Origin of the sequence: Crocosphaera sp. Alani8 (assembly GCF_038442745.1) — a bacterium.
GTDB lineage: Bacteria > Cyanobacteriota > Cyanobacteriia > Cyanobacteriales > Microcystaceae > Crocosphaera.
The window spans coordinates 1-20,869 of record NZ_JARVCN010000457.1 but is presented as its reverse complement, the minus strand read 5'-3'; the positions used below and the strand labels follow the sequence as shown (position 1 = coordinate 20,869).

12 protein-coding genes are annotated in these 20,869 nt (G+C 35.0%); 8 read left to right on the top strand and 4 right to left on the bottom strand.

The genetic code is table 11. The annotated features are described in order from the left end of the window. Positions 1–148 precede the first annotated feature (148 nt). Entirely contained in the window at positions 149–514 is a 366-nt protein-coding gene (locus P9B04_RS22420) for a DUF1815 family protein (protein ID WP_342057180.1), read from the bottom strand. 449 nt (positions 515–963) lie between these two features. On the opposite strand from P9B04_RS22420, the gene P9B04_RS22415 reads away from it, so the two are divergent. Together P9B04_RS22415 and P9B04_RS22410 are read left to right on the top strand one after the other, a co-directional pair. Beyond that, positions 964–1,167, top strand: a complete 204-nt coding sequence (locus tag P9B04_RS22415; RefSeq protein ID WP_342057179.1) for a hypothetical protein — start codon at positions 964–966, stop codon at positions 1,165–1,167. Between the two features lie 59 nt (positions 1,168–1,226). Next, complete coding sequence (locus P9B04_RS22410; protein WP_342057178.1) at positions 1,227–1,763, top strand: Ycf51 family protein; 537 nt, start codon at positions 1,227–1,229, stop codon at positions 1,761–1,763. Here P9B04_RS22410 and P9B04_RS22405 read toward each other — a convergent pair. Next, positions 1,753–4,056 (bottom strand): hypothetical protein, encoded by a 2,304-nt coding sequence (locus P9B04_RS22405; protein WP_342057177.1) that lies wholly within the window; start codon positions 4,054–4,056, stop codon positions 1,753–1,755. The genes P9B04_RS22410 and P9B04_RS22405 overlap by 11 nt on opposite strands. Positions 4,057–4,226: 170 nt before the next feature. On the opposite strand from P9B04_RS22405, the gene P9B04_RS22400 reads away from it, so the two are divergent. Together P9B04_RS22400 and cbiE are read left to right on the top strand one after the other, a co-directional pair. Next, complete coding sequence (locus tag P9B04_RS22400; RefSeq protein WP_342057176.1) at positions 4,227–4,850, top strand: cobalt-precorrin-8X methylmutase; 624 nt, start codon at positions 4,227–4,229, stop codon at positions 4,848–4,850. Positions 4,851–4,905: 55 nt separating this feature from the next. Then, positions 4,906–6,153 (top strand): precorrin-6y C5,15-methyltransferase (decarboxylating) subunit CbiE, encoded by a 1,248-nt coding sequence (gene cbiE / locus P9B04_RS22395; protein ID WP_342057175.1) that lies wholly within the window; start codon positions 4,906–4,908, stop codon positions 6,151–6,153. 106 nt (positions 6,154–6,259) lie between these two features. Here the strand turns inward: cbiE and P9B04_RS22390 are convergent, their stop codons facing one another. After that, positions 6,260–7,969: an ABC-F family ATP-binding cassette domain-containing protein gene (locus P9B04_RS22390; RefSeq protein ID WP_342057174.1), complete on the bottom strand. Its 1,710-nt coding sequence runs from the start codon at positions 7,967–7,969 to the stop codon at positions 6,260–6,262. A gap of 254 nt (positions 7,970–8,223) precedes the next feature. Here P9B04_RS22390 and P9B04_RS22385 point away from each other — a divergent pair, with 254 nt between their 5' ends. Next, the gene (locus P9B04_RS22385) at positions 8,224–10,713 is read left to right on the top strand and encodes a phospholipid carrier-dependent glycosyltransferase (RefSeq protein ID WP_342057173.1); all 2,490 of its coding nucleotides are present in this window, start codon (positions 8,224–8,226) and stop codon (positions 10,711–10,713) included. Positions 10,714–10,741: 28 nt separating this feature from the next. Here the strand turns inward: P9B04_RS22385 and P9B04_RS22380 are convergent, their stop codons facing one another. Beyond that, on the bottom strand, positions 10,742–11,728 hold the full coding sequence (locus P9B04_RS22380) for a glycosyltransferase (protein ID WP_342057172.1): 987 nt from the start codon (positions 11,726–11,728) through the stop codon (positions 10,742–10,744). A 198-nt stretch (positions 11,729–11,926) separates the two neighbouring features. Here P9B04_RS22380 and P9B04_RS22375 point away from each other — a divergent pair, with 198 nt between their 5' ends. The 3 genes from P9B04_RS22375 (at position 11,927) to P9B04_RS22365 (ending at position 20,728) form a co-directional block, all read left to right on the top strand. Then, positions 11,927–15,136 carry an amino acid adenylation domain-containing protein gene (locus tag P9B04_RS22375; RefSeq protein WP_342057171.1) on the top strand — a complete coding sequence of 1,070 codons (3,210 nt, stop codon included), beginning with the start codon at positions 11,927–11,929 and terminating at the stop codon, positions 15,134–15,136. A 15-nt stretch (positions 15,137–15,151) separates the two neighbouring features. Beyond that, positions 15,152–19,771: a type I polyketide synthase gene (locus P9B04_RS22370; protein ID WP_342057170.1), complete on the top strand. Its 4,620-nt coding sequence runs from the start codon at positions 15,152–15,154 to the stop codon at positions 19,769–19,771. A gap of 72 nt (positions 19,772–19,843) precedes the next feature. Continuing rightward, positions 19,844–20,728 carry a lipase family protein gene (locus P9B04_RS22365; RefSeq protein ID WP_342057169.1) on the top strand — a complete coding sequence of 295 codons (885 nt, stop codon included), beginning with the start codon at positions 19,844–19,846 and terminating at the stop codon, positions 20,726–20,728. Positions 20,729–20,869: the final 141 nt, after the last annotated feature.

Sequence of the window (20,869 nt, the reverse complement as noted above, 5' to 3'; positions counted from 1 at the left end):
ACAACAAAAAGCAATAGAAATGTTAAGTATTTCTTCTATTTGTACCCAGTAAAGATCCCTCGCTCATTCGGTGTATCCCTTATACAGCATACGTTATGGGGTTTTGTCAAAGGGGAAGTTCAGATATAGGTTGAGATATTTTGAGTGGTTAGACCATGTTTTGCATTTTTTGACGAGGGAGTTCATTGATTACGGTAGAAGTTTCATTACAGTTTTGATATTTGATTAAGTTTGCTAGTTCCTGTAATTGGCTTATGGCCTCGGCTCCTTCTAACTTCATTAATTCGCGATCATCTCTCATTTCTGTCCAAGTAATCCCATAGTCAGATACGAGAAATCGAATTAGATGATCTTTCCCTAAGCTAACCATAAAAGAAGCACTATTCATTTCTCCACCACAGGTATAGCAAGAAGCTAAGTAACCGCGATTTTCTAGGACAACTGCTAACGCTTGCAAATTCATAACTAAGTCCCTGACAAAGTCACGATGTTGTTGAGCTAATCGAGTAAACACGTATTTTCCTCCTGATAACACTTCTTATTATAAAACCTTAATACTTTTTTAAGATTTCAATCTTGACAATATAAGGAACAATTTAATGTAATCTAAGCAAAGTCATAAGATAAACTCATCACTGAATAGGCTAACCTAGTTTTTTCTCATTGCCTAGTATCGAGAAATACACTTTAAGACTTATCCTATTTTCTTTAGATTTTAAATCATCTTTTGAAAACGCAACAAGCCTAGTAAAATAGACCTTTTCACGGAAACTAAAGTTTCATATCAAATAAATATTTAAGTTAGAAATTTTATATTTATTATTCTTATGATTACGATTGATAATAGTGATTATATTCTTGATGACTATCTCAATCACTTGGCAAGTTAGTCGTCTTTTGCTAGACTCCATCGGTAATTGGTTGAAAAAATAACTCGACCATGTATCTGTTGTTGAGGGGTTTATGAAGGTTTCAAATTCTCGTCCTTGGTTATTTATTTTAGAATTTATGCTAATCACCAATGCTATCGCAACTTCTGCTGGTGTCGGGTTTGGCATGGCATTACGTTTAGGAAAACCACAGGCTTCAGGTTCAAGCGTACTACATTCCAAACAATCATTTCCCCCTCGACAGGATTGGCCTGTGGGAAATTTTTCTCACCATTAATAATAAATAAGCTCTCATCTAAGCTAAGATTAGAAAGTATCATTAATTAGTTTTTGTGGATGGAAATATTAACATCTCTAGGTTTCTCAACATACACACAGTGGGCTACTGTTGCAACATTTTTCTTTCTATTGTTAACTATTGTTGGGTTTATTTTTCAGTGGGGAATTCGTTTTAGGTTAGTTGGAATTACTAGCTTTATGGTAGTTTTAACCGTAGGTTTGTTCGGGTTAGGGTTAGGTTTGTTTGAACGGACAGAAATTCCTGGAGCTATACGTTTTACCCGCGTTTATGATAACGGAGGTAATCAGGTTGTGATTATAGTAAAGCCTTCAGTTACAGAAACACAATTAAAAGCCACTTTGGAACAGGCGGCTAATGACTATTTTTCTTATGGTAGAACGGCGGGAGTGGATAATAAACTGACCATTCGTGCTAGAACAATGGTTCATCCTGAAATTGGTCAGAGTTTACCTTTATACATAGGGCAAGTAAAACGATCGTTATCAGTTAAAGATGATGACAGCATGGAAATTGATATTTTTAGTGATCAATTTAATCAATTATCTAAGTATAGAGAAATGACTAGGGGTTGATGGTAGACAATCTAATTCTATCTTGATCGAAAGATATTCTTTGAGACCCTATTTTAACCTTAGCTTTCATTCCCGACCCTATAATTTCTAATACAGGTGGAGATTTTCTTTGTACTGTCATAACTACAAAAAATTCTTGTCCTCCTGTTGCAACAATCTTAGTGTTTTCTTCAGTTATTTCTGTGGTAATTTTAACTGATTCTGGAACAATAAATGTCCCTTTCATAGTTGATTTATTTTCACCTTCAATAATAAAAGTATTATCTTTAACCGTTACATTCCCTGCGGTGTGCATGATCCAAACTTTTTCTTTAAATTCTTCAACTTCGTTGTTGCCAATAAAACGGTCAACCAAAACGAACAAACCAGGAACTCCAGATGATTTACTATAATCCACAGCAAAAGAACGCAAACCAGCAATACCCACTGACGAATTACCTTTTTTAAGCTGGTTTCTATTAGTTTGTAGAGAGACAATTCCAGAACCATCAGGATTTGAGACAAAAAAGATAGGTTTAGAGGTCTTCCAAGGAGAAGTTTTCGGTAAGATGACAACATTTTCTTCTTGCCATTTATTAAAAGACTGGCCAGCTTTTGCCCAAGTTTCTCCTAACCCAGAGATACGAAAACTGCCCACATCAGGATAATGCCAAGTTCCTCCGAGTAACTCTTTCTTTAAATAAATATTTGTCACAAAATCAGCTTCATTTTTCCATTGATTTCTGAAGTTGTAAAAACCTTTCCTCCTATCAACGAAATTATGATTAAATAGTTCCACAGGATTTTGATAATTGTAATTATTTTTTTGATTATAAAAAGCTAAAATAAAAGGAGCATGATAAGGCATTTTAATTCCAAAACTTTGATCCCCTTCAAGTCCTAGATGTTTTTCAAAAATTGGAATAATTGCTGGTAAAAAATCTTTAGGGAGAGTTCCCAAACTAGTAGAAAAAAGAGCAGAACCTGCATAGTAACGATGTCTTCCATAACTATTGAGATTTAATTCACCATTATTAGAGATAATCCGCATTATGTAGTGGGGTAATATTTGTTGTACATGAGAACCTTTAACTAAATCTTTTCCCATTACATTTCTGTAAGCTTGTAAAAAAGGAAATATGGTTAAAATTAAGGGTTCAGTAGTGTAATGATCTCCCTCAGTTCCAAAACCGTAATCGCCGATTGCAGTGGTTAAGTATCGTTTAATATTACGTTCTGCCGTTCTCATATGGTGATAAATTTCATCATTAGATATATTGGGTTCATTTAGAATAGCTAAAGCTGCTAATCCGGCTGCTCCTCTAGCTCTTGCATTCCAGTTACTAGCGGCATTACTATTCCAACCATTACCAGGAGAATCTCCTTTTACCAATTGTTCTGTTTGTGCCACTAACCAATTGGTAACCTTAGTGACTTTATTTTGATCCCAAAGGGGGTAACAGAAATCATAAGCCAGAGCAACACCTGCTACAATAGGAGAGTGTTCTAATAATCTTTTTCCAGGATTTTTTAGGGATTTTTCTACTATTTGCCATCCTTTATCAGCCAGATATTTATTGTCATTAACTAAAGCTAAAAAACAGTACCCAGATGCGTGATACCCACCAGTTGGTACATATCCTTGATAATGAATTGGTTGTTCTAAAGTTTTTTCTAGTTGTTTAATAATTGCTTGTCCTTCTGGAGTTTTTATAGCTTCTTTCAATGAGGGTAATTCGTGTTTGCGAAAAACTAAACGAGGATGTTCTTGAGGAGATAAAGGTTCATAATTATTAACAGAAATTGGCCACTGCTTTGTTATTTTTCCACTAACACTACCCTGCAAAAACCTTTTATTGTATTTTCCTTGATAACTACCTATAATTTTATTTTCATGAGGAACTAAACTAACTTCATAAACAGCCGGTAAGATTTCTGCGTTCCAAGGATGAGATTGAATGTTCATGGTAATTGTAAGGTTCCATGATTGACGAGATTGTGTAGTGTTAATCTGCTGAAAGCTCAATTTTTCTAAATTATTTTCTTTTAGGATTCCTCGATGGTCAACATCTTGATTGAATTTTTTAGCGTATCCCCAGACTTCCGGTTCACATTTACCTTGATGACATACTAAATCTAAAACTATGTCTTGATAAACAGGTTTTTCTTCCCATAATTTCCAAACTCCGTGTTTTAAAGTTAAATGTATATTTCCAGAAAATTTTTTTATGTCAAAATAATGTAAGATAGGGGCATTAGAACCTGTCAATAGTAAGATTAGAAAAGGTAATAGGAACAAATAAAGTCGTTTCATTGTTTTTTTATATTACTTAATAGTTAATAGATTGTAAAATTAAGATAAAAGAGATATAAAAACTGAACCATAAGGATTGATTACTAATTACAATCATAGACGATATCAGATATAATTATAACTGAAATTAATTTTGAGTTTAGCTATAGTTAATTATATATAGAGATTTAATGCAAAATAAATTTTCCTTGGACCATCCTATTGTTAAAAAAAGTTTCAATATTATTGATCAAGAGGTTGGTCAACACAATTTTAGTACATTAGAGTACCAGATAGTTCGCCGTATTATTCATTCAACAGCAGATTTTGAATTTATTAACCTACTTAAATTTAGTCCTACAGCCATTGATAACGGCATTAATTCTTTGAGGAATAACATTCCCATTATTACAGATGTCACAATGGTGAAACAAGGCATAGTCAACTTAGTTTCTAAAACCTTTAAAAACCCTATTATTACAGCTATAGAAAAAGCTCCTGATGCTCTTCCTGGGAAAACGCGGACCGAGACAGGTCTATTACAATGTTATAAAGAGTATCCTCAAGGAATTTATGTTATTGGGAATGCTCCCACTGCATTACTTGCTCTTTGTCAACAAATTGAAGAAAAAAAGCTTAAACCTTGCTTAATAATTGGCGTTCCTGTGGGCTTTATTTCTGTATTAGAATCAAAAAGGGTATTACGGGAAATAGATGTACCTCAAATTCGTGTGGAAGGACGAAAAGGAGGTTCTCCTGTAGCGGCGGCAATTATTAATGCTTTACTGATTTTGGCTTTTGAAAGTGATGTTTGAATCTTTTTTTAATCCACCAATGCTTTACCCTTTTTAATGTTGCTTTTATAAACTTATGATTAGGGTTGTGGGAATTGGCTTAAATGGAAGAGAAAGTTTGACCAAACAGGTTCAGGAAGTTGTTAGTCAAGCTGACTTGTTAATGGGAAGTAAACGACATTTGAGTTATTTTCCTGAGTATTCCCAAGATAAAATTATTATTAGTAATTTTTGGCAAGATATTCAAACTCTTAAAAAAATTAAATTTCATTATCACTCTATTGTTATTTTGGTAAGTGGAGATCCCTTATTTTTTGGTTTGGGAAGATTATTATTGGAGCAGTTTAATATAGAAGAGTTAGCGTTTTATCCTCACCTCAGCTCTATTCAAATAGCATTTAGTCGTGTAAAAATTCCCTGGCAAGATGCTAAAATAATCAGTGGTCATGGTCGCAATTTAGACGAGTTAATTTCGAGTTTACAACAAGGTTTAGAAAAAATTGCTGTCCTGACAGATTCTACAAATAATCCTCAAGCGATCGCTAAACTTTTTTTAAGTCTAAAAACTACCATTAATTATGATATTTGGGTATGTGAAAATTTAGGAGGTACCGATGAAAAAATTAACTGCTTTACTCCTCAAGTTTTAGCTGATATCGAAAGTGATCGATTTTCTGCCCTTAATATTGTTATTCTACTGCGTGATAATAATATTGATTTAAGTCAAAATGAGCTTAAAAATTTACCTATTTTTGGTATTGAAGACCGTTATTTTTTGAGTTTTAAAGATCGTCCTGGACTAATGACAAAGAAAGAAATTAGGATGATTATTTTAGGAGAGTTAAGTCTAAAATCACAAGAAAACATCTGGGACATCGGTGCAGGAACGGGATCTATTTCTATTGAAATTGCACGGTTATGCCCTAATTCCCATATTTTTGCTATCGAAAAAACAGCAATAGGCATTAATTTAATTAACAAAAATTGTCAGAGATTTCAAACCAATAACATAACATCCATTCAAGCAGAGGCACCAAATAAATTAAGCAAACTACCTAATCCTAACAGAATTTTTATTGGAGGAAGTGGAGGAAATTTAATTGACATTTTAGATGTTTGCCGGGATAAAATAGCCAACAATGGTGTAATTATTATTACTTTAGCAACCTTAGATAACTTAGCGATTACCTTAAATTGGGTTAGCGAGAACTGTTGGAATTATCAACTATTAAATATTAATATGTCCCGATCTATCTCTGTTGCTAGTTTAACTCGTTTATCCCCTCTAAATCCTGTATTTCTGGTTAAAGTATTTCGAGATTAACCTAACCTAATATCATAATGTAAAACTAGACAATTTTTAAAGATTGGTATTTCTTGGGTATGATGGGTAGTGAATCAGTCCCTGAAAACCAATCCATAATAATTGTTTACTTTTTCTTTTTTGCTTTTTGCTTTTCCTTTTGTTTGGCTCGTTTTGCAGCTACTTTTTTATCTTTTTCGGCTTGAATTTTTGCTTGCTGAGCTTTTAACTTTTCTTCTTCTTTTTTTTCTAGATAATAATAGTAGTTCCCTGGATAAACAACTAATTCACCATTATTAAGTTCAACAATTTTATTGGCTACTTGTGCAATAAAATAGCGATCGTGGGACACCAACAAAACCGTTCCATCGTATTTAGAAAGAGCTTGTTCTAGCATTTCTTTCGCTGGAATATCTAAGTGATTAGTTGGTTCGTCTAAAACCAGTAAATTAGCTGGTTGCAACAGCATTTTGACTAAAGCGAGACGAGCTTTTTCTCCACCACTTAATCCCTCAACCTTTTTAAATACGGTATCACCACTAAATAAGAACCGTCCCAGAAGACTTCTTACTTCAACATTCTTCCAGCTAGGTACTTCATCATGGATAGTATTCATCACAGTTTTAGTTAGGTCTAAAGCTTCTGCTTGGTTTTGTTCAAAATATCCTGGAATGATGTTATGTTTACCCAATGTAACCAGTCCTTCGCTCGGTTCTTCTATTCCCATGATGAAACGGAGTAAAGTAGATTTTCCTGCTCCATTAGGACCAAAAAAAGCAATGCGATCCCCTCTTTCTACGGTTAAATTAGCCCCCAAGAAAAGAATTTGCTCGTCATAGGTATGGACTAAATCTTTAATAATAACCACATCTTTTCCACTTTTAGGAGCAGGAGGAAACTCAAAAGTTACGGTCTTTAATTGAGCAATAGGGGCTTCTACTCTTTCCATAGAATCTAATTGTTTTTCTCTGCTCTTTGCTTGGGTACTTCGAGTAGCACTAGCACGGAACCGATCAATAAATTCCTGTTGTTTTGAGATTTCTTTTTGTTGTCTTTGGTAGGTATTCTCTTGGATTTCTCGGCTCAAATTTTTCTGTTGAATATAGTCAGAATAGTTGCCAATATAAGTTGTCGAAACTCCTCGTTCAGTTTCCACAATCTTAGTGCAAATTTTGTTCAAAAATTCCCGCTCGTGGGAGACAATTACTATAGGTATATTTAACTCTTTAAGATAACCTTCTAACCAATCAACAGTTGCATAGTCTAAATGATTTGTCGGTTCGTCTAATAATAATAAATCTGGATCTTGAAGGAGAATTTTTCCTAAACTCATACGCATCTGCCAGCCACAACTAAAGTCGCTGACTAAACGTTCACTATCTTCTAATTCAAAGCCCATTTCTGGTAATATTTTTGCGATCGCAGCTTCTAAAGTATAACCATCCAAAGCTTCAAATTTTCTTTGTAAATTATCTAATTTATGGATTAATTCATCTAAATATTCTGGAGTAGCTGTTTCCATTTCTTGCGTTACCTGAGCCAGTTCATCTTGCACTGAATTGGCTTCAGAAAATACAGTCCAAAACTCTTGATTAACGGTACGACTAGGTTCTACTTCAAACTCTTGGGTCAAATAACCAATCTTAAGACTGGTAGGACGAATAACGTCCCCTGATGTTGGTTCAATTTCTCCTTTAATAATTTTTAATTGAGTAGATTTTCCGGCACCATTGGCCCCTACTAAACCAATGCGTTCTCCTGGGTTAACTTCCCAAGTTACGTCTTTCAATACTTCTGCGTTAGGGTAAATTTTACTGATTTTTTCAAGTCTTAGCATTAAATTTCCTGATAAATTTGGCTAGTTAATAAAGTTATTAGAGCATAATTTTTGGTTCTTTCATATAGTCTAAACAATCTCATAGTAAAAAATTGATCAACACTATTAACTTTACCAGGATTGTCGAACTAAATAAATGAACATTATTTTCCAAAAATGGATAATCTAAGTAGGGTTCAAAGAACAATTGCATACAAGTTTTCGTCTATAATCAAGTAAAATACAAATAGAAGCTCTAATCATAACTTTACCCTATGCTATATAAAAGATTATCTTTTACTACAATCTCTACATGGATAACTTTAGGATTGATATGGTTAGGAAGTAATTTATGCGATCGCCTGTGGTTAATTTTAGATCATTCTATTCCTGCTTGGGATCAAAGTAATCATTTAACTAAGTCTCTACAATATTTATATACTCTAAATCATCCTGAAGTTTTTGATGGGGAGTGGTGGCGTAATTTCTGGATGATATCGACAAAGTATCCTCCTTTAACTTATATTTTTGGTGCGTTTTTTCAAAAGGTATTTGGTGTTGGAAATGATCAGGCTTTATTATCGAATTTATTATACAACGGAATCTTAATTGTTTCAATTTATGTAATCGGAAAAGTTTTATTTAGTACCGAGGTGGGGTTGTGGAGCGCAGGTTTATCTCTGCTGTTTCCCCGTTTATACCAAACCCGTTTACAGTTTTTGATCGATACACCCTTAATGACTTTAACTGTTGCTTGTTTCTGTTGTCTAACTCTTTGGAAAATTGAGCCAAATAGACGAAAGCAGTGGTTGTGGACTATGATTTTTGGTTTATGTTGGGGGTTAGCTTTACTAACTAAGCAAAGTGTAATGTTTTTCCTTTTTGTACCTTTATTCTTCCTGGGTATTACTTATTTGTGGGGAAAAAAATGGGAGAGAGTTTTACAATTATGGTTCAGTTTTATTGTTTCCAGTTTGTTATGGTTTTCTTGGTACCGAACTAACTGGATTTATTTGTTTAGTACCGTACAAAATTCTAACGCTATTCCTGCAACTTTTGAAGGAGATCCTCCACTGAATACTCTAGCAGCTTGGACTTACTACTGGCAAGATTTACCCAAAGCGATTGGATGGGTCTTATTATTAGTTCCTTTGGTGGGAATATTATTAAACTTATTAGGTCGGTTTCCTAAAGATAAAAATAAAATTGATAATAGGAAACTTATTGACAGTCTTAAATGGTTGGGACTTTATTTTGGTGGTTCTTATTTAATTTGTTCAGCAATTTTCAATAAAGATACACGCTATGTAATGCCTTACTTACCTATTTTAGGAATATTTTTAAGCTATGGCTTAATTCAATGGAGAGGAAAGTGGAAATCAGTTAGATGGGTGACGATAATAGTAGCTATATTAGTAATGATAACCAACTTATTTCCCATACCTAAAACAGAGCAGTTATCTTTATTTTTAAGCCCAGGTGTTTCTTTTCGTCCGCATTTAGATGAAGTAATACCTGTTCAAGATATTATTAAGACTGCTAAGGAAATAACTCCTTATCAAATCATTAATTTAGGGGTAATTGCTAATACAGATTCTATTAATCACAATACTATCAATTATTATGGTCAGCTAGATAATTTTCAGGTTTACGGTAGAGAATTGGGCAATAAAGAAAGATATCTTGAACAAGATAGTAATTCTTTTGACTGGTTTTTAAGGAAAACAGGAGACAATGGTTTTGCTAGAGAAAATCAATTAAAGTTTGCTGAAACTCTGGATAATAACCCAAAATTTAATTTAGTTAATACTTGGGGAATGCCCGATGAAAGTTTAGTCAAGTTGTATCATCGTAAACAATCAGTAGTTCAAATTAGTCCTACCACTAAAGCTACCGATAAAATTCGTTTAGAGGAGATTATTTTACCCCAAGAAGCTTCTCCTAATTTTCCAATTCCTATTACTTATAAATGGTCAGGTAATTGGTTAGATTTACAAGAAGGGTTAGTATTACTGTCATGGTATCCGAAAGGATCAAGTAAAACCTCAGTTAGTTGGATACACGATCATGGAATTGGAAAAGGGATGTTATGGGAAAATTCAGATAACAAACAAGGATTCAAAGTAACCGAAACTCTGGCAATGCTTCCTGGAGACAATACGCCTAATGGTGACTATACTTTAAAAGCAATTTATATAAATAGGAATACCAATGAAACCTATCCTATAGCTGTTCCTGATATTGGCTTAACCATCAATAACAATCTTAAGAGAATTACTGCTCCTGAGTTAGATTTGAACACTCAATTAAGAGAAATTTCTGTTAACTTGTCCCAAGGAATACCAGGTTTAGATCCTATCTTCAAAAAAGTAGGGCGTTTCAACCAATACGATCCCACTCAAGACTACCTTAAACAAACGGAAATAGCATTAAAATATCGCTTAAAACATGATTATTATTCCCAAAACCATCAATTAAACTGGACTTACGGGTTAGTTTTATCTGAAGTATTACAAGAAGATGCTCAAGAAGCAATCGCAACTTTAAAACGACTAATTGAAATCTCTCCAAATAACCCTTATCATCATGCTTATCTGGCTTTTGTTTATCTATACAACTGGCAACCTAAAGCTGCAGAAAAAGCATTACAACCTGCCTTAGAAATGGAACCTAATATAGAAGAGTTCAAAGCTTTGCAAGGAATTGCTACTTTAATGCAAGGTAATTTTATAAAAGGATGGAAAATTTTAAAAACCATTCTATAGGTTACACTCTTGTGAAGTAAATAAGTATTTATTTTTTAAAGAGTTTCTTTCTTACCTTTCTAAAAAATAATTTAGTCATTTTCATTCTAGTTAAATCATTAATGTCACCGACTATCTCTTCCTTTTGATCAAAAAAGAAGTTAATTTCTTCTAAAATTATTTCTAGTCTTTTTATAATGTTCTCACCTCTATATTCTGCCAGAATATGAGGAGACAAGTTAAACTCTCGGGATGAATTAATTACCTGTAAAATACGTTTAAAATCATATTCTGTCGAATAACCAGCAATTTTATAACAATTAAAACCTGGATCTAAGTAATCAGAAAGCCCCCCATTAATACTAGAAAATACTCGACAACCGCAGGCTAAAGCTTCCATCGGTTGTAGTCCGAAACCTTCACTAACTCTCTGTTGGGCCCAGTATTCAGCGGAGTCATAAAGATAAATTTTAGAACGATTAAAAAGCTTAGATAAATCATCTACAAAACTATTAATAACTGTAACATTACATTGACTTTGTAAAGTAGGTATTAATTGTTTTAATAAATAATCTGATGACTTTCTTGCTTGCACTAGTACATCGATATCTCGAGTTAAATGTAAGTTATTGAACTCGTCAGAAATTTGATTAGGTAGATAATAAATCAAAGAATTAGGTGATTTTTGACCCCAATAACCCATAGTGTTACGACTAACAGTTATAATTGGAATACTGGAAGGTAACTTAAATCCATAACCAGCACTATGTGCATGATAAACTACATTGTAATTTTGTAACTGTTTTGCTAATTTAGGAACATCAAAGCCCCAACTAATAACAAAAATAGTGTCATCTAAATTACTGTTTTTTAAAATATCATCTAAATATAAATGCTCTTTTTCTCTCTGTCGATAGGTAACAACTTCACAAGCAACGACTTGTTTAGCTAAATTAAAGGTCTTTAACTCAGCAAAAAGACCTCCACAAGCAAACTTTTTTCCTGTTCCTGGTACTAAAAAATAGAGTTTTCTCATAATTTATACAGTTAATTATGCTTTAATAATCAAAGCAAAAGACTTTGACAAAAACTAGACTATCACAAATCATCAGTTAACAATAAATTAAACAAAGAACTGATTATTCTATAAGGTGAGGTAAAAATGTTAAAATATGTAACAAAGTAGTTCTTCCCCTATCAATTTCCTCACTGCTATATCAGACATCTAACTGCCATGAATGCCAAAGCCGTAGAAGCGATTTACTTCCTATCACCAATGCAGCAAGGAATGCTGTTTCATAGCCTGTTAGCACCTGAATCTGGGGCTTATATCGTCCAAATGACCTATCAAATTAGAGGGGCATTAAACTCGTTAACTTTCGAGGAAGCATGGCAAAAATTGTGCGATCGTCACCCAATTTTTCGCACCGCATTTGTTTGGGAAAATTTAGAAAAACCTCTTCAAGTTGTGGGAAGAAAAGTAAAGCTACCTGTTGAACAACTAGACTGGACAAACTTTTCTATTAACCAACAATCAGAGAACTTAACCGAATTATTACAGGAGCAACGGCAACAAGGTTTTAATTTGTCCCATGCTCCTTTAATAAAGATAACACTAATCAAGCTAGAAAAAGATCATTATCAAGTGATTTGGACACATCATCATTTGTTATTAGATGGTTGGTCAGTTGGTTGTATTTTTAAAGAATTTTTAGCTTATTATCAAGTATTTTCTTTAGGGAAAACGATTGATTTACCAATACCAACCCCGTATCGAGATTATATTTCATGGTTACAAAAACAAGATAGAACGAACGCTGAAAAATATTGGAAAAAAACTTTAAAAGGGTTTATTTCTCCTACTCCTTTAGGCATCGATAAACCGACACCAAACTTTCGGAAAGCTTCTCCTCAATACAATGAGAAACAGAAACATTTGTCAAGAGAACTGACATCAGCTTTACAGAAATTGGCAAAGGAAAAACAACTTACCTTAAATACTTTAATACAGGGAGTGTTATCTTTAGTATTGAGTTGCTATAGCGGTGAATCAGACATTGTTTTTGGAGCAACGGTGTCTGGTCGTCCGCCGAAAATGAGTGATGCAGAATCGATGATCGGCTTATTTATTAATACCTTACCTGTGCGAGTTAAAATAAATCCCCAACAGTCTTTATTATCTTGGTTAAAACAATTACAAAATAAGCAAATTGAACAGCAGGAATATGAATACACTCCCTTATTAGAAATTCAGCAGCATAGCGATGTTTCTGGAAATTTTCCTTTATTTGAAAATTTAGTTATTTTTGAAAATTATCCTGTTGAACCAACTCTAAAAAAGTCTTTACAAGGTTTAGAAATTAACAATATTCAAACTACAGAACAAACTAATTATCCTTTAACCCTTTATGTTACAGTTAGGTCTCAGTTAACATTGAGAGTTCTGTACGATAGCGATCGCTTTTCTTCATCTAGTATTGATAGATTTTTGGAACATTTAGAAACTTTATTAACCAGTATTTCTGAAAATCCTGAGCAACAGTTATGGGAAATTTCTTTATTAACCAATCAGGAACAAAAAGAGTTATTAATAGAAGGAAAAAGAGAAGAAGAAAAAAATAACAGTAATATTTGTATTCATCAACTATTTGAAGCACAAGTTGAGAAGATACCTAACAACACTGCTGTCATTTTTGAAGAAGAATCATTAACCTATCAAGAACTAAATAAAAAAGCCAACCAACTAGCACATTATTTACACAAATTAGGAATAAAAGCAGAAACTTTAGTCGGTATTTGTTTAGAATCCTCCCTAGAAATGGTAATCGCCTTACTCGCCATTATCAAAGTAGGAGGAGCCTATTTATCCCTAGATTCCAATTATCCCCAGCAACGTCTTGACTTTATAATTCAAGACTCAGAAATTGATTATTTAATTGGCAGTTCAGCATCAAAAAACAACAACTCAAACACAGTAAAATACTTTATTGATATCGATAAAATACAAGCAGAAATAAATCAACAAAAAAACACAAATCTTGAGCTAGAAATCAACCCAGAAAACCTAGCTTATATCATTTATACATCAGGTTCAACAGGTATTCCCAAAGGAGTTCAAGTACCCCACAGTTGCTTAAGTAACTTCCTACTTTCCATGAAGGAAAAACCAGGATTAACAGATAAAGATACCCTATTATCCGTTACAACCCTATCCTTCGATATTGCAGCCTTAGAACTCTATTTACCCCTAACAGTAGGAGCAAAACTAATCCTAGTATCTCGGGATGTAACAGTAGAAGGAGTAACATTAGCGCAACAATTATTAACCCAGAAAGTAACAGTAATGCAAGCAACTCCAGCAACCTGGAAACTATTACTAGCATCAGGATGGGAAGGAAAAAAAGACTTAACCATCCTTTGTGGAGGAGAAGCATTATCACCAGATTTAGCAGAACAATTAAAAGAAAAATCAAAACAAGTTTTTAACTTATACGGACCAACAGAAACAACCATTTGGTCATCAGTTTATGAAGTAGAAACAGAAAAAGTAAGACTAGGGAAACCCATAAATAACACTCAATTGTACATATTAGACAAAGACTATAACCAACTACCAATAGGAGTACCAGGAGAACTATACATCGGAGGAAAAGGAGTTACCAGAGGATACCTAAAAAGACCAGAACTAACAGCAGAAAGATTCATAGCAAATCCATTTAAAGCAGGAGAAAGACTGTATAAAACAGGAGACTTAGTCAAATATGGAGAAGACAGAGAAATAGAATATATAGGAAGAATAGACTATCAAGTAAAACTGAGAGGATATAGATTAGAACTAGGAGAAATAGAAACAATTTTATTAAACCATCCCCAAATAAAAGAAGCAGTAGTAATAGTAAAAGAAGAAAGTTTGATTGCTTATATAGTGTGTCAGGAAGAGATCAATATTAATCCCAGATCAATAAAAGAATATATAGGAGAAAGATTACCAAGTTATATGATTCCATCAAGGTTTGTAGAGTTAGAAAAATTACCATTAACCCCCAATGGAAAAATTAACCGCAAAGCATTACCAGAACCCAACGATAGACAACAGTTAACAGAAACTTATGTTAGTCCTCGTAGCGAAATAGAAAGAACTATTGCTAAAATTTGGCAAGAAGTTCTAAAAATTGAGACAATAGGAATAAATGATCCCTTCTTTGATCTTGGTGGTCACTCTTTATCGATGGTAAGAGTACACAGTAAAGTAAGAGAAGCCTTTTCATCGGACATTTCTCTCGTTGAGATGTTCCAATATCCAACAATTAGTGATTTAGCCGCTTATTTTGAACGCCAGAAGTCAAAAAAACCGGCTTTTGAACCATCACAGCCAAGAAATGAACGCCTAACAGCAGGGAAAGAACGCTTAAAACAACGTCGTCAGAAAAATAAAAAATCCTAAGATTATCAAGAAAAAATGACTGATTCACTCAAAAATGGTTTAGAAATTGCAATTATCGGTATGGCAGGGCGTTTTCCTGGAGCAAATACCATAGAATCTTTTTGGGATAATTTATCTCAAGGAATAGAATCAATTACCGTTTACAGTGATGAAGAGTTACTAAAACGGGGTATTGGTGAAGTATTATTTAAAAAACCGAATTATGTTAAATCAGCAGCTAAGCTAGAAGACGTAGATTTATTTGATGCCGAATTTTTTGGTTTTAACGCCAGGGAAGCCGAAATATTAGACCCTCAACATCGTTTATTCTTAGAATGTGCTTGGACAGCATTAGAAAATGCCGGCTATGACTCCCAAAAATATCCAGGAGCGATCGCAGTATTTGGCGGCGCAGGAATGAATGGTTATCTTTTCAACGTTTATAGTCAGTCCCAAAATAACAATAGTTTAGATCCTTATCAATTATTTATTGCCAATGATAAGGACTTTTTGACAACAAGAGTATCCTATAAATTAAATCTCGATGGACCAAGCGTCAATGTACAAACCGCTTGTTCTACCTCATTAGTGGCTGTCCATTTCGCCTGTCAAAGCTTACTGAGTGGAGAATGTGACATGGCTTTAGCTGGTGGGGTAGCCATTTCCCAACAGGTAGGCTATCTTTACCAAGAAGGAGGAATTTATTCCCCAGATGGTCATTGTCGAGCCTTTGATGCAGAAGCAAAAGGAACAGTGAGTGGTAACGGGGTAGGTTTAGTTGTCTTGAAGCGTTTAGAAGATGCTTTAGAAGAAAAAGATAACATTTTAGCTGTAATTAAAGGATCAGCTATTAACAACGACGGGGCGCAAAAAGTCAGTTATACCGCCCCTTCTCTCGATAGTCAGGCGCAGGTTATCAAAGACGCACAACATTTAGCAGAAGTTGAACCCGACAGCATTTCCTATGTTGAAGCACACGGTACCGGAACCCCATTAGGTGATCCCATCGAGGTTTCCGCCTTAACCCAAGCGTTTCGGGTTGGTACCGACAAAACAGGTTTTTGTGCCTTGGGATCGGTGAAAACTAATATCGGACATTTAGATACGGCGGCAGGAATAGCTAGTTTAATCAAAACCACATTATCCCTAAAAAATAAGCAAATTCCCCCCAATTTGTATTTTAAACAGCCAAACCCTCAGATTGATTTTGCCAGTAGTCCTTTTTATGTGAATGACTCTTTATCAGAATGGGAAAGTAATGGTACACCTAGACGTGCCGGAGTCAGTTCCTTTGGTATTGGAGGGACTAATGTTCATCTTGTTTTGGAAGAAGGGATTAGCAATCAGCAATCAGCAATCGGCAATCAGGAATTAGCAACCAGCAATCAGCAATCAGGAATTAGCAATCAGCAATCGGCAATCAGCAATCAGATATTATTGTTGTCAGCTAAAACAGCGACAGCTTTAGAAACAGCAAGAAAAAATTTAGTTAACCATTTAAAGGAACATCCAGAGGTTAACTTAGCTGATGTGGCTTACACTTTACAGGTAGGAAGAAGAGATTTTGACTATCGTGGTTTTGTTGTTTGTCAGGATAATGAAGATGCCATAAAAAAGCTAGAATCTTCTTTTTTAACTCATTCTTGTACAAGTTCTTCTTATCGTCCCATAACTTTTCTATTTTCAGGCCAAGGTAGCCAATATTTAGGAATGGGCAAAGAATTATACGAAACTGAAACCATTTTTAAACAAGAGGTAGATCGTTGTTGTGACTTGCTTCAATCAACTGTAGGATGCGACTTACGGGAAATTATTTTTGCTGAAAAGGGAACAGGAGAAAATTCTTATAATTTACAATCCACAATTTATGCTCAACCTGCATTATTCGTCATTGAGTACGCTTTAGCTCAACTGTGGATCAGTTGGGGCATTGAACCTGATGTTATGCTTGGTCATAGTATTGGGGAATATGTAGCGGCAACTTTGGCAGGTGTGTTTTCCTTAGAAGATGCCTTAAGAATAGTCGCCATTCGCGGTAAATTAATGCAAAACTGCGAAGCTGGAGCCATGTTATCCGTTGCTTTAGGAGAAGCAGAAATAAAAACATATTTGAGTTCAAATATAAGTTTAGCTGCGGTAAATGCACCCCAGTTGTGTGTAGTATCAGGAACAGAAACAGCGATCGCTCAACTACAAAAGGATCTCGAAACTAAAAATATTGCTTGTCGTCCCCTTCATACTTCTCATGCTTTCCATTCAGCAATGATGGAACCTATTTTAAAAGAATTTGAAGCAGAAATTACCAGTATTTCCCTAAATACTCCTAAAATACCTTTTATTTCTAATATTTCAGGCAGTTGGATCACAGAAAAAGAAGCTACCGATCCCCATTATTGGTCTACCCATCTTCGGGAAACTGTCCGTTTTGCTGATGGTATTTTAGAATTATCCAAGGAACCGCAACGCATTTTCCTAGAAGTTGGACCGGGTAAAACCTTAACTACCTTGACACAACAAAACTTAGGTTTGAACAGCGAACAGGTGATTTTAACTTCTTTACGTCATCCCAAAGAAGAAAAGTCCGATATTGCCTTTATTTTGCATAGTTTAGGACGACTTTGGCAAGCAGGAGTAACCATAAACTGGACTGGGTTTTACGGGGATGAAACCCCTTATCGCATCCCATTACCTACCTATCCCTTTGAACGCAAACGCTACTGGATTGATGCTCAGTTCAACAAAACCCAAGAAGATGCGATCGCACTTCATGAAGAGCTAGAAGATTGGTTTTATATTCCTTCCTGGGAGCGAGATTTAGCTCCTTTGGACATTGATTGGGACTCTATGGATAAAAAGCGATCTTTTTGGTTGATTTTTCTCGATTCACAGGGTATTGGAGCCAATATTGCTGATAGTTTAACCAAAGCAGGACAAGAGGTGTTAACAGTCACTCCAGGGGAGGAGTTTGCAGAAACAGACTATCGTTATTTTACCATTAATCTCAAGCAAAAAGAAGATTATCAAGCTTTAGCAGAGGATTTAGAATTAAGACAGTTAATGCCAGATTTCATTGTTCATTTATGGAATATTGAACTAGAAAAACAAGAATTTACAGCATATCAAGAGCAAGGTTTTTATAGTTTATTGTGGTTAGGACAAACATTTATTTCTTCTTCCCCAGAAATTTTTATCGTCACCAATGGTTTGCATGATGTGATGGGACAAGAAACCTTAATAGCCGAAAAAATGCCCATTTTAGGGTTATGTCAGGTTATCAACCAAGAATATCCTCAAATTCGCTGTCGTAATATTGATGTTGAAAGAGGTAGGAGTCAGGAGATCGGCGATCGCTTGTTAGCAGAATTTCTTGCTCCTCAAAAAGAGCTAATTGTCGCTTATCGGAGTATTTATCGTTGGCATCAAACTTTTAAACCTATATCTTTAAAAGAAACGCAAAAATCAAAAATTAAACTCTTAAACGGCGGTAAGTACCTTATTTTAGGAGACTTGACCAACAGTTTAGGAAGAATATTTGCTCAACAGGTTGCAAAGATAGAAAACACAACCCTTTTATTAGTTCCTCATAAATACTTACCACACAAAGAAGAATGGGTCAACTTTCTGGAACAAAATGAAACAAAAGAATCGGTTGCCCAAGAAATTCTTCAGATTCAGGAATTAGAAGCACAAGGGGCAAACTGTTTAATTTTTAGCCCTGAAAGCGACTTAAACGAGGTTATGAGGCAAGTTGAAGAGGTTCATGGAGTATTCTACGCAACCCCCATGAGTAGCCCCTTATCCGCCGCTCCCATTCAATTATTAGAGCGATCGCAGAGTGAGTATAATTTTCAAACCAAAGCCAAAGGACTTTATCCCTTAGCAGCCAGTTTGCAGGATAAAAAGCTAGATTTCGTTTTAGTACAATCATCCTTATCGGCTGTGTTAGGGGGTTTAGGTTTGGGTGCGTATAGTGCAGCCAACCGTTTTCTAGATGCTTTTGTACACCAGCAAAATCAAATTAGTGAAACCCCTTGGATTAGTATTAACTGGGATGCTTATTTATCGGAAGAAGATAAACAGAAAGCTATGGGTTTAGGCAGTCGTTTAGTACCTTTTGCTTTGACTCCCGAAGAAGTTAGTGCAGTGATAGAGCGTGTTTTAGCCTCTGGTTTATCCTCACAAATCATTGTTTCTAAAGGGGATCTTGAAGCACGACTGAAGGGAAGCACTGAGGTTAAATTATCCCCTAAAACTACAGCAGAAACGGGTACAGAAGTTAATCAAAACCTTGCTCAACACGAAAGACCAAACTTAGCCAATGAATATGTTGCCCCACGGAACGATATTGAAGAAGCGATCGCTAATATTTGGCAAGAAATTCTCGGTGTTGAACCTATTGGGGTTAATGATAGCTTTTTTGACCTGGGAGGGCATTCTCTCTTAGCTATTCAGGCACTTTCTCGACTGAAAGAGACATTTCAAGTAGAGTTATCTATGGGTAGTTTGTTGTATGAAGCCCCAACCATTGCCGGTATTGCAGAAATTATTGAACAAAATCAAGATGAAAGCGAAGATTTAGCGGCGATAAGTGAGGTATTAGCCGAAATTCAGAGCCTTTCTCCCGAAGAAGTTGAAGAGCAATTGAAAGAAGAATAAACATCCGGTATGATATTCAAAAAAAGTTCATACACTTTTGCAAAACACCAGAAATAGCCATAAATAATACAAATGTCTAGATTTCATACTGTTAGTAAACCAGAAGGTTCAAAATTTGATTTTGCTCGTGCTTGCGAGCTTCTGAATTTAGTAGATGTTGCATACAAAGAGTTTGATCGATCTGAAAAAGATCAATCCTGGAATTGGGATGATGACACTAAAACACCTGTTAATTCCTATGAACTCCTTACTCGATTTGGCTTTGCAGGATACTTCTTCGGCAAAAGGGAGCGCGTTCCATTTGGCTTTATCCTAAGAAAGAACTCTGATATCTTTGTGATTTTTAGGGGAACTGTTCAGCCATCAGAATGGGTTCAAAATGCTCGAGCAGTGCAAGTCCACTTTCTTGGGAATTCATCTCTTGGAGAAGTTCACAAAGGGTTTCATAGCATATATACTCGCGAAGATAAGGGTGGATTAGTAAACTTTGATCCTAATGATGACTTACCTTCAATTAAGGATGTCGTTGAAGAAACTATCAGAAACAAGGTTTCTAAGGATAGTCAAATCTTTGTCGCTGGACATAGTTTAGGAGGAGCTTTGGCTACTATTTCAACACTTCATATTCATCAATTGGGATTGTCTAAACCTCCAATTCTATATAGCTTTGCCAGTCCAAGAGTTGGAGATTCTGAATTTGCACGGCAGTTTTCCGAAATCGAGTGCTATAGAATTGCAAATAGCGAAGATCGAGTAATAAATTTGCCATTGTCTGTGACTCTTCTCTCCGTATTGTTTCCAAAAACTGGCTCGTTTTTTTCAAAAGTTATAGGAGACAAGCTCGCTGAGGAACAGAGTTGGGAGCATATTGGCCAACCTATTTATTTCACGGCTCAAAAAGGCAGTGTAGAAGATAACCATACTATTCCAGTCTATACAAAGGCCTTGGACTGTTAAATCAAAATGTAAAAATCTTGATCAAAAAGTGAGATCGCTTTTGTCGGTTGGGTTAAGAAACAAAACCCAAAAAATACCTATTTACCCCATAAGTACCTAAGCAAAATTAATTGTATAGTTTGAGCCAAAGTGTTTGAGAAT

What these genes read in the sequence shown, in the direction of transcription:
- P9B04_RS22380 (WP_342057172.1), bottom strand. Translation starts at nt 11,728, where the DNA reads ATGAGAAAACTCTATTTTTTAGTACCAGGAACAGGAAAAAAGTTTGCT.
- P9B04_RS22400 (WP_342057176.1), top strand. Translation starts at nt 4,227, where the DNA reads ATGCAAAATAAATTTTCCTTGGACCATCCTATTGTTAAAAAAAGTTTC.
- P9B04_RS22405 (WP_342057177.1), bottom strand. Translation starts at nt 4,056, where the DNA reads ATGAAACGACTTTATTTGTTCCTATTACCTTTTCTAATCTTACTATTG.
- P9B04_RS22375 (WP_342057171.1), top strand. Translation starts at nt 11,927, where the DNA reads ATGAATGCCAAAGCCGTAGAAGCGATTTACTTCCTATCACCAATGCAG.
- P9B04_RS22410 (WP_342057178.1), top strand. Translation starts at nt 1,227, where the DNA reads ATGGAAATATTAACATCTCTAGGTTTCTCAACATACACACAGTGGGCT.
- P9B04_RS22365 (WP_342057169.1), top strand. Translation starts at nt 19,844, where the DNA reads ATGTCTAGATTTCATACTGTTAGTAAACCAGAAGGTTCAAAATTTGAT.
- P9B04_RS22370 (WP_342057170.1), top strand. Translation starts at nt 15,152, where the DNA reads ATGACTGATTCACTCAAAAATGGTTTAGAAATTGCAATTATCGGTATG.
- P9B04_RS22390 (WP_342057174.1), bottom strand. Translation starts at nt 7,969, where the DNA reads ATGCTAAGACTTGAAAAAATCAGTAAAATTTACCCTAACGCAGAAGTA.
- P9B04_RS22385 (WP_342057173.1), top strand. Translation starts at nt 8,224, where the DNA reads ATGCTATATAAAAGATTATCTTTTACTACAATCTCTACATGGATAACT.
- cbiE (WP_342057175.1), top strand. Translation starts at nt 4,906, where the DNA reads ATGATTAGGGTTGTGGGAATTGGCTTAAATGGAAGAGAAAGTTTGACC.
- P9B04_RS22415 (WP_342057179.1), top strand. Translation starts at nt 964, where the DNA reads ATGAAGGTTTCAAATTCTCGTCCTTGGTTATTTATTTTAGAATTTATG.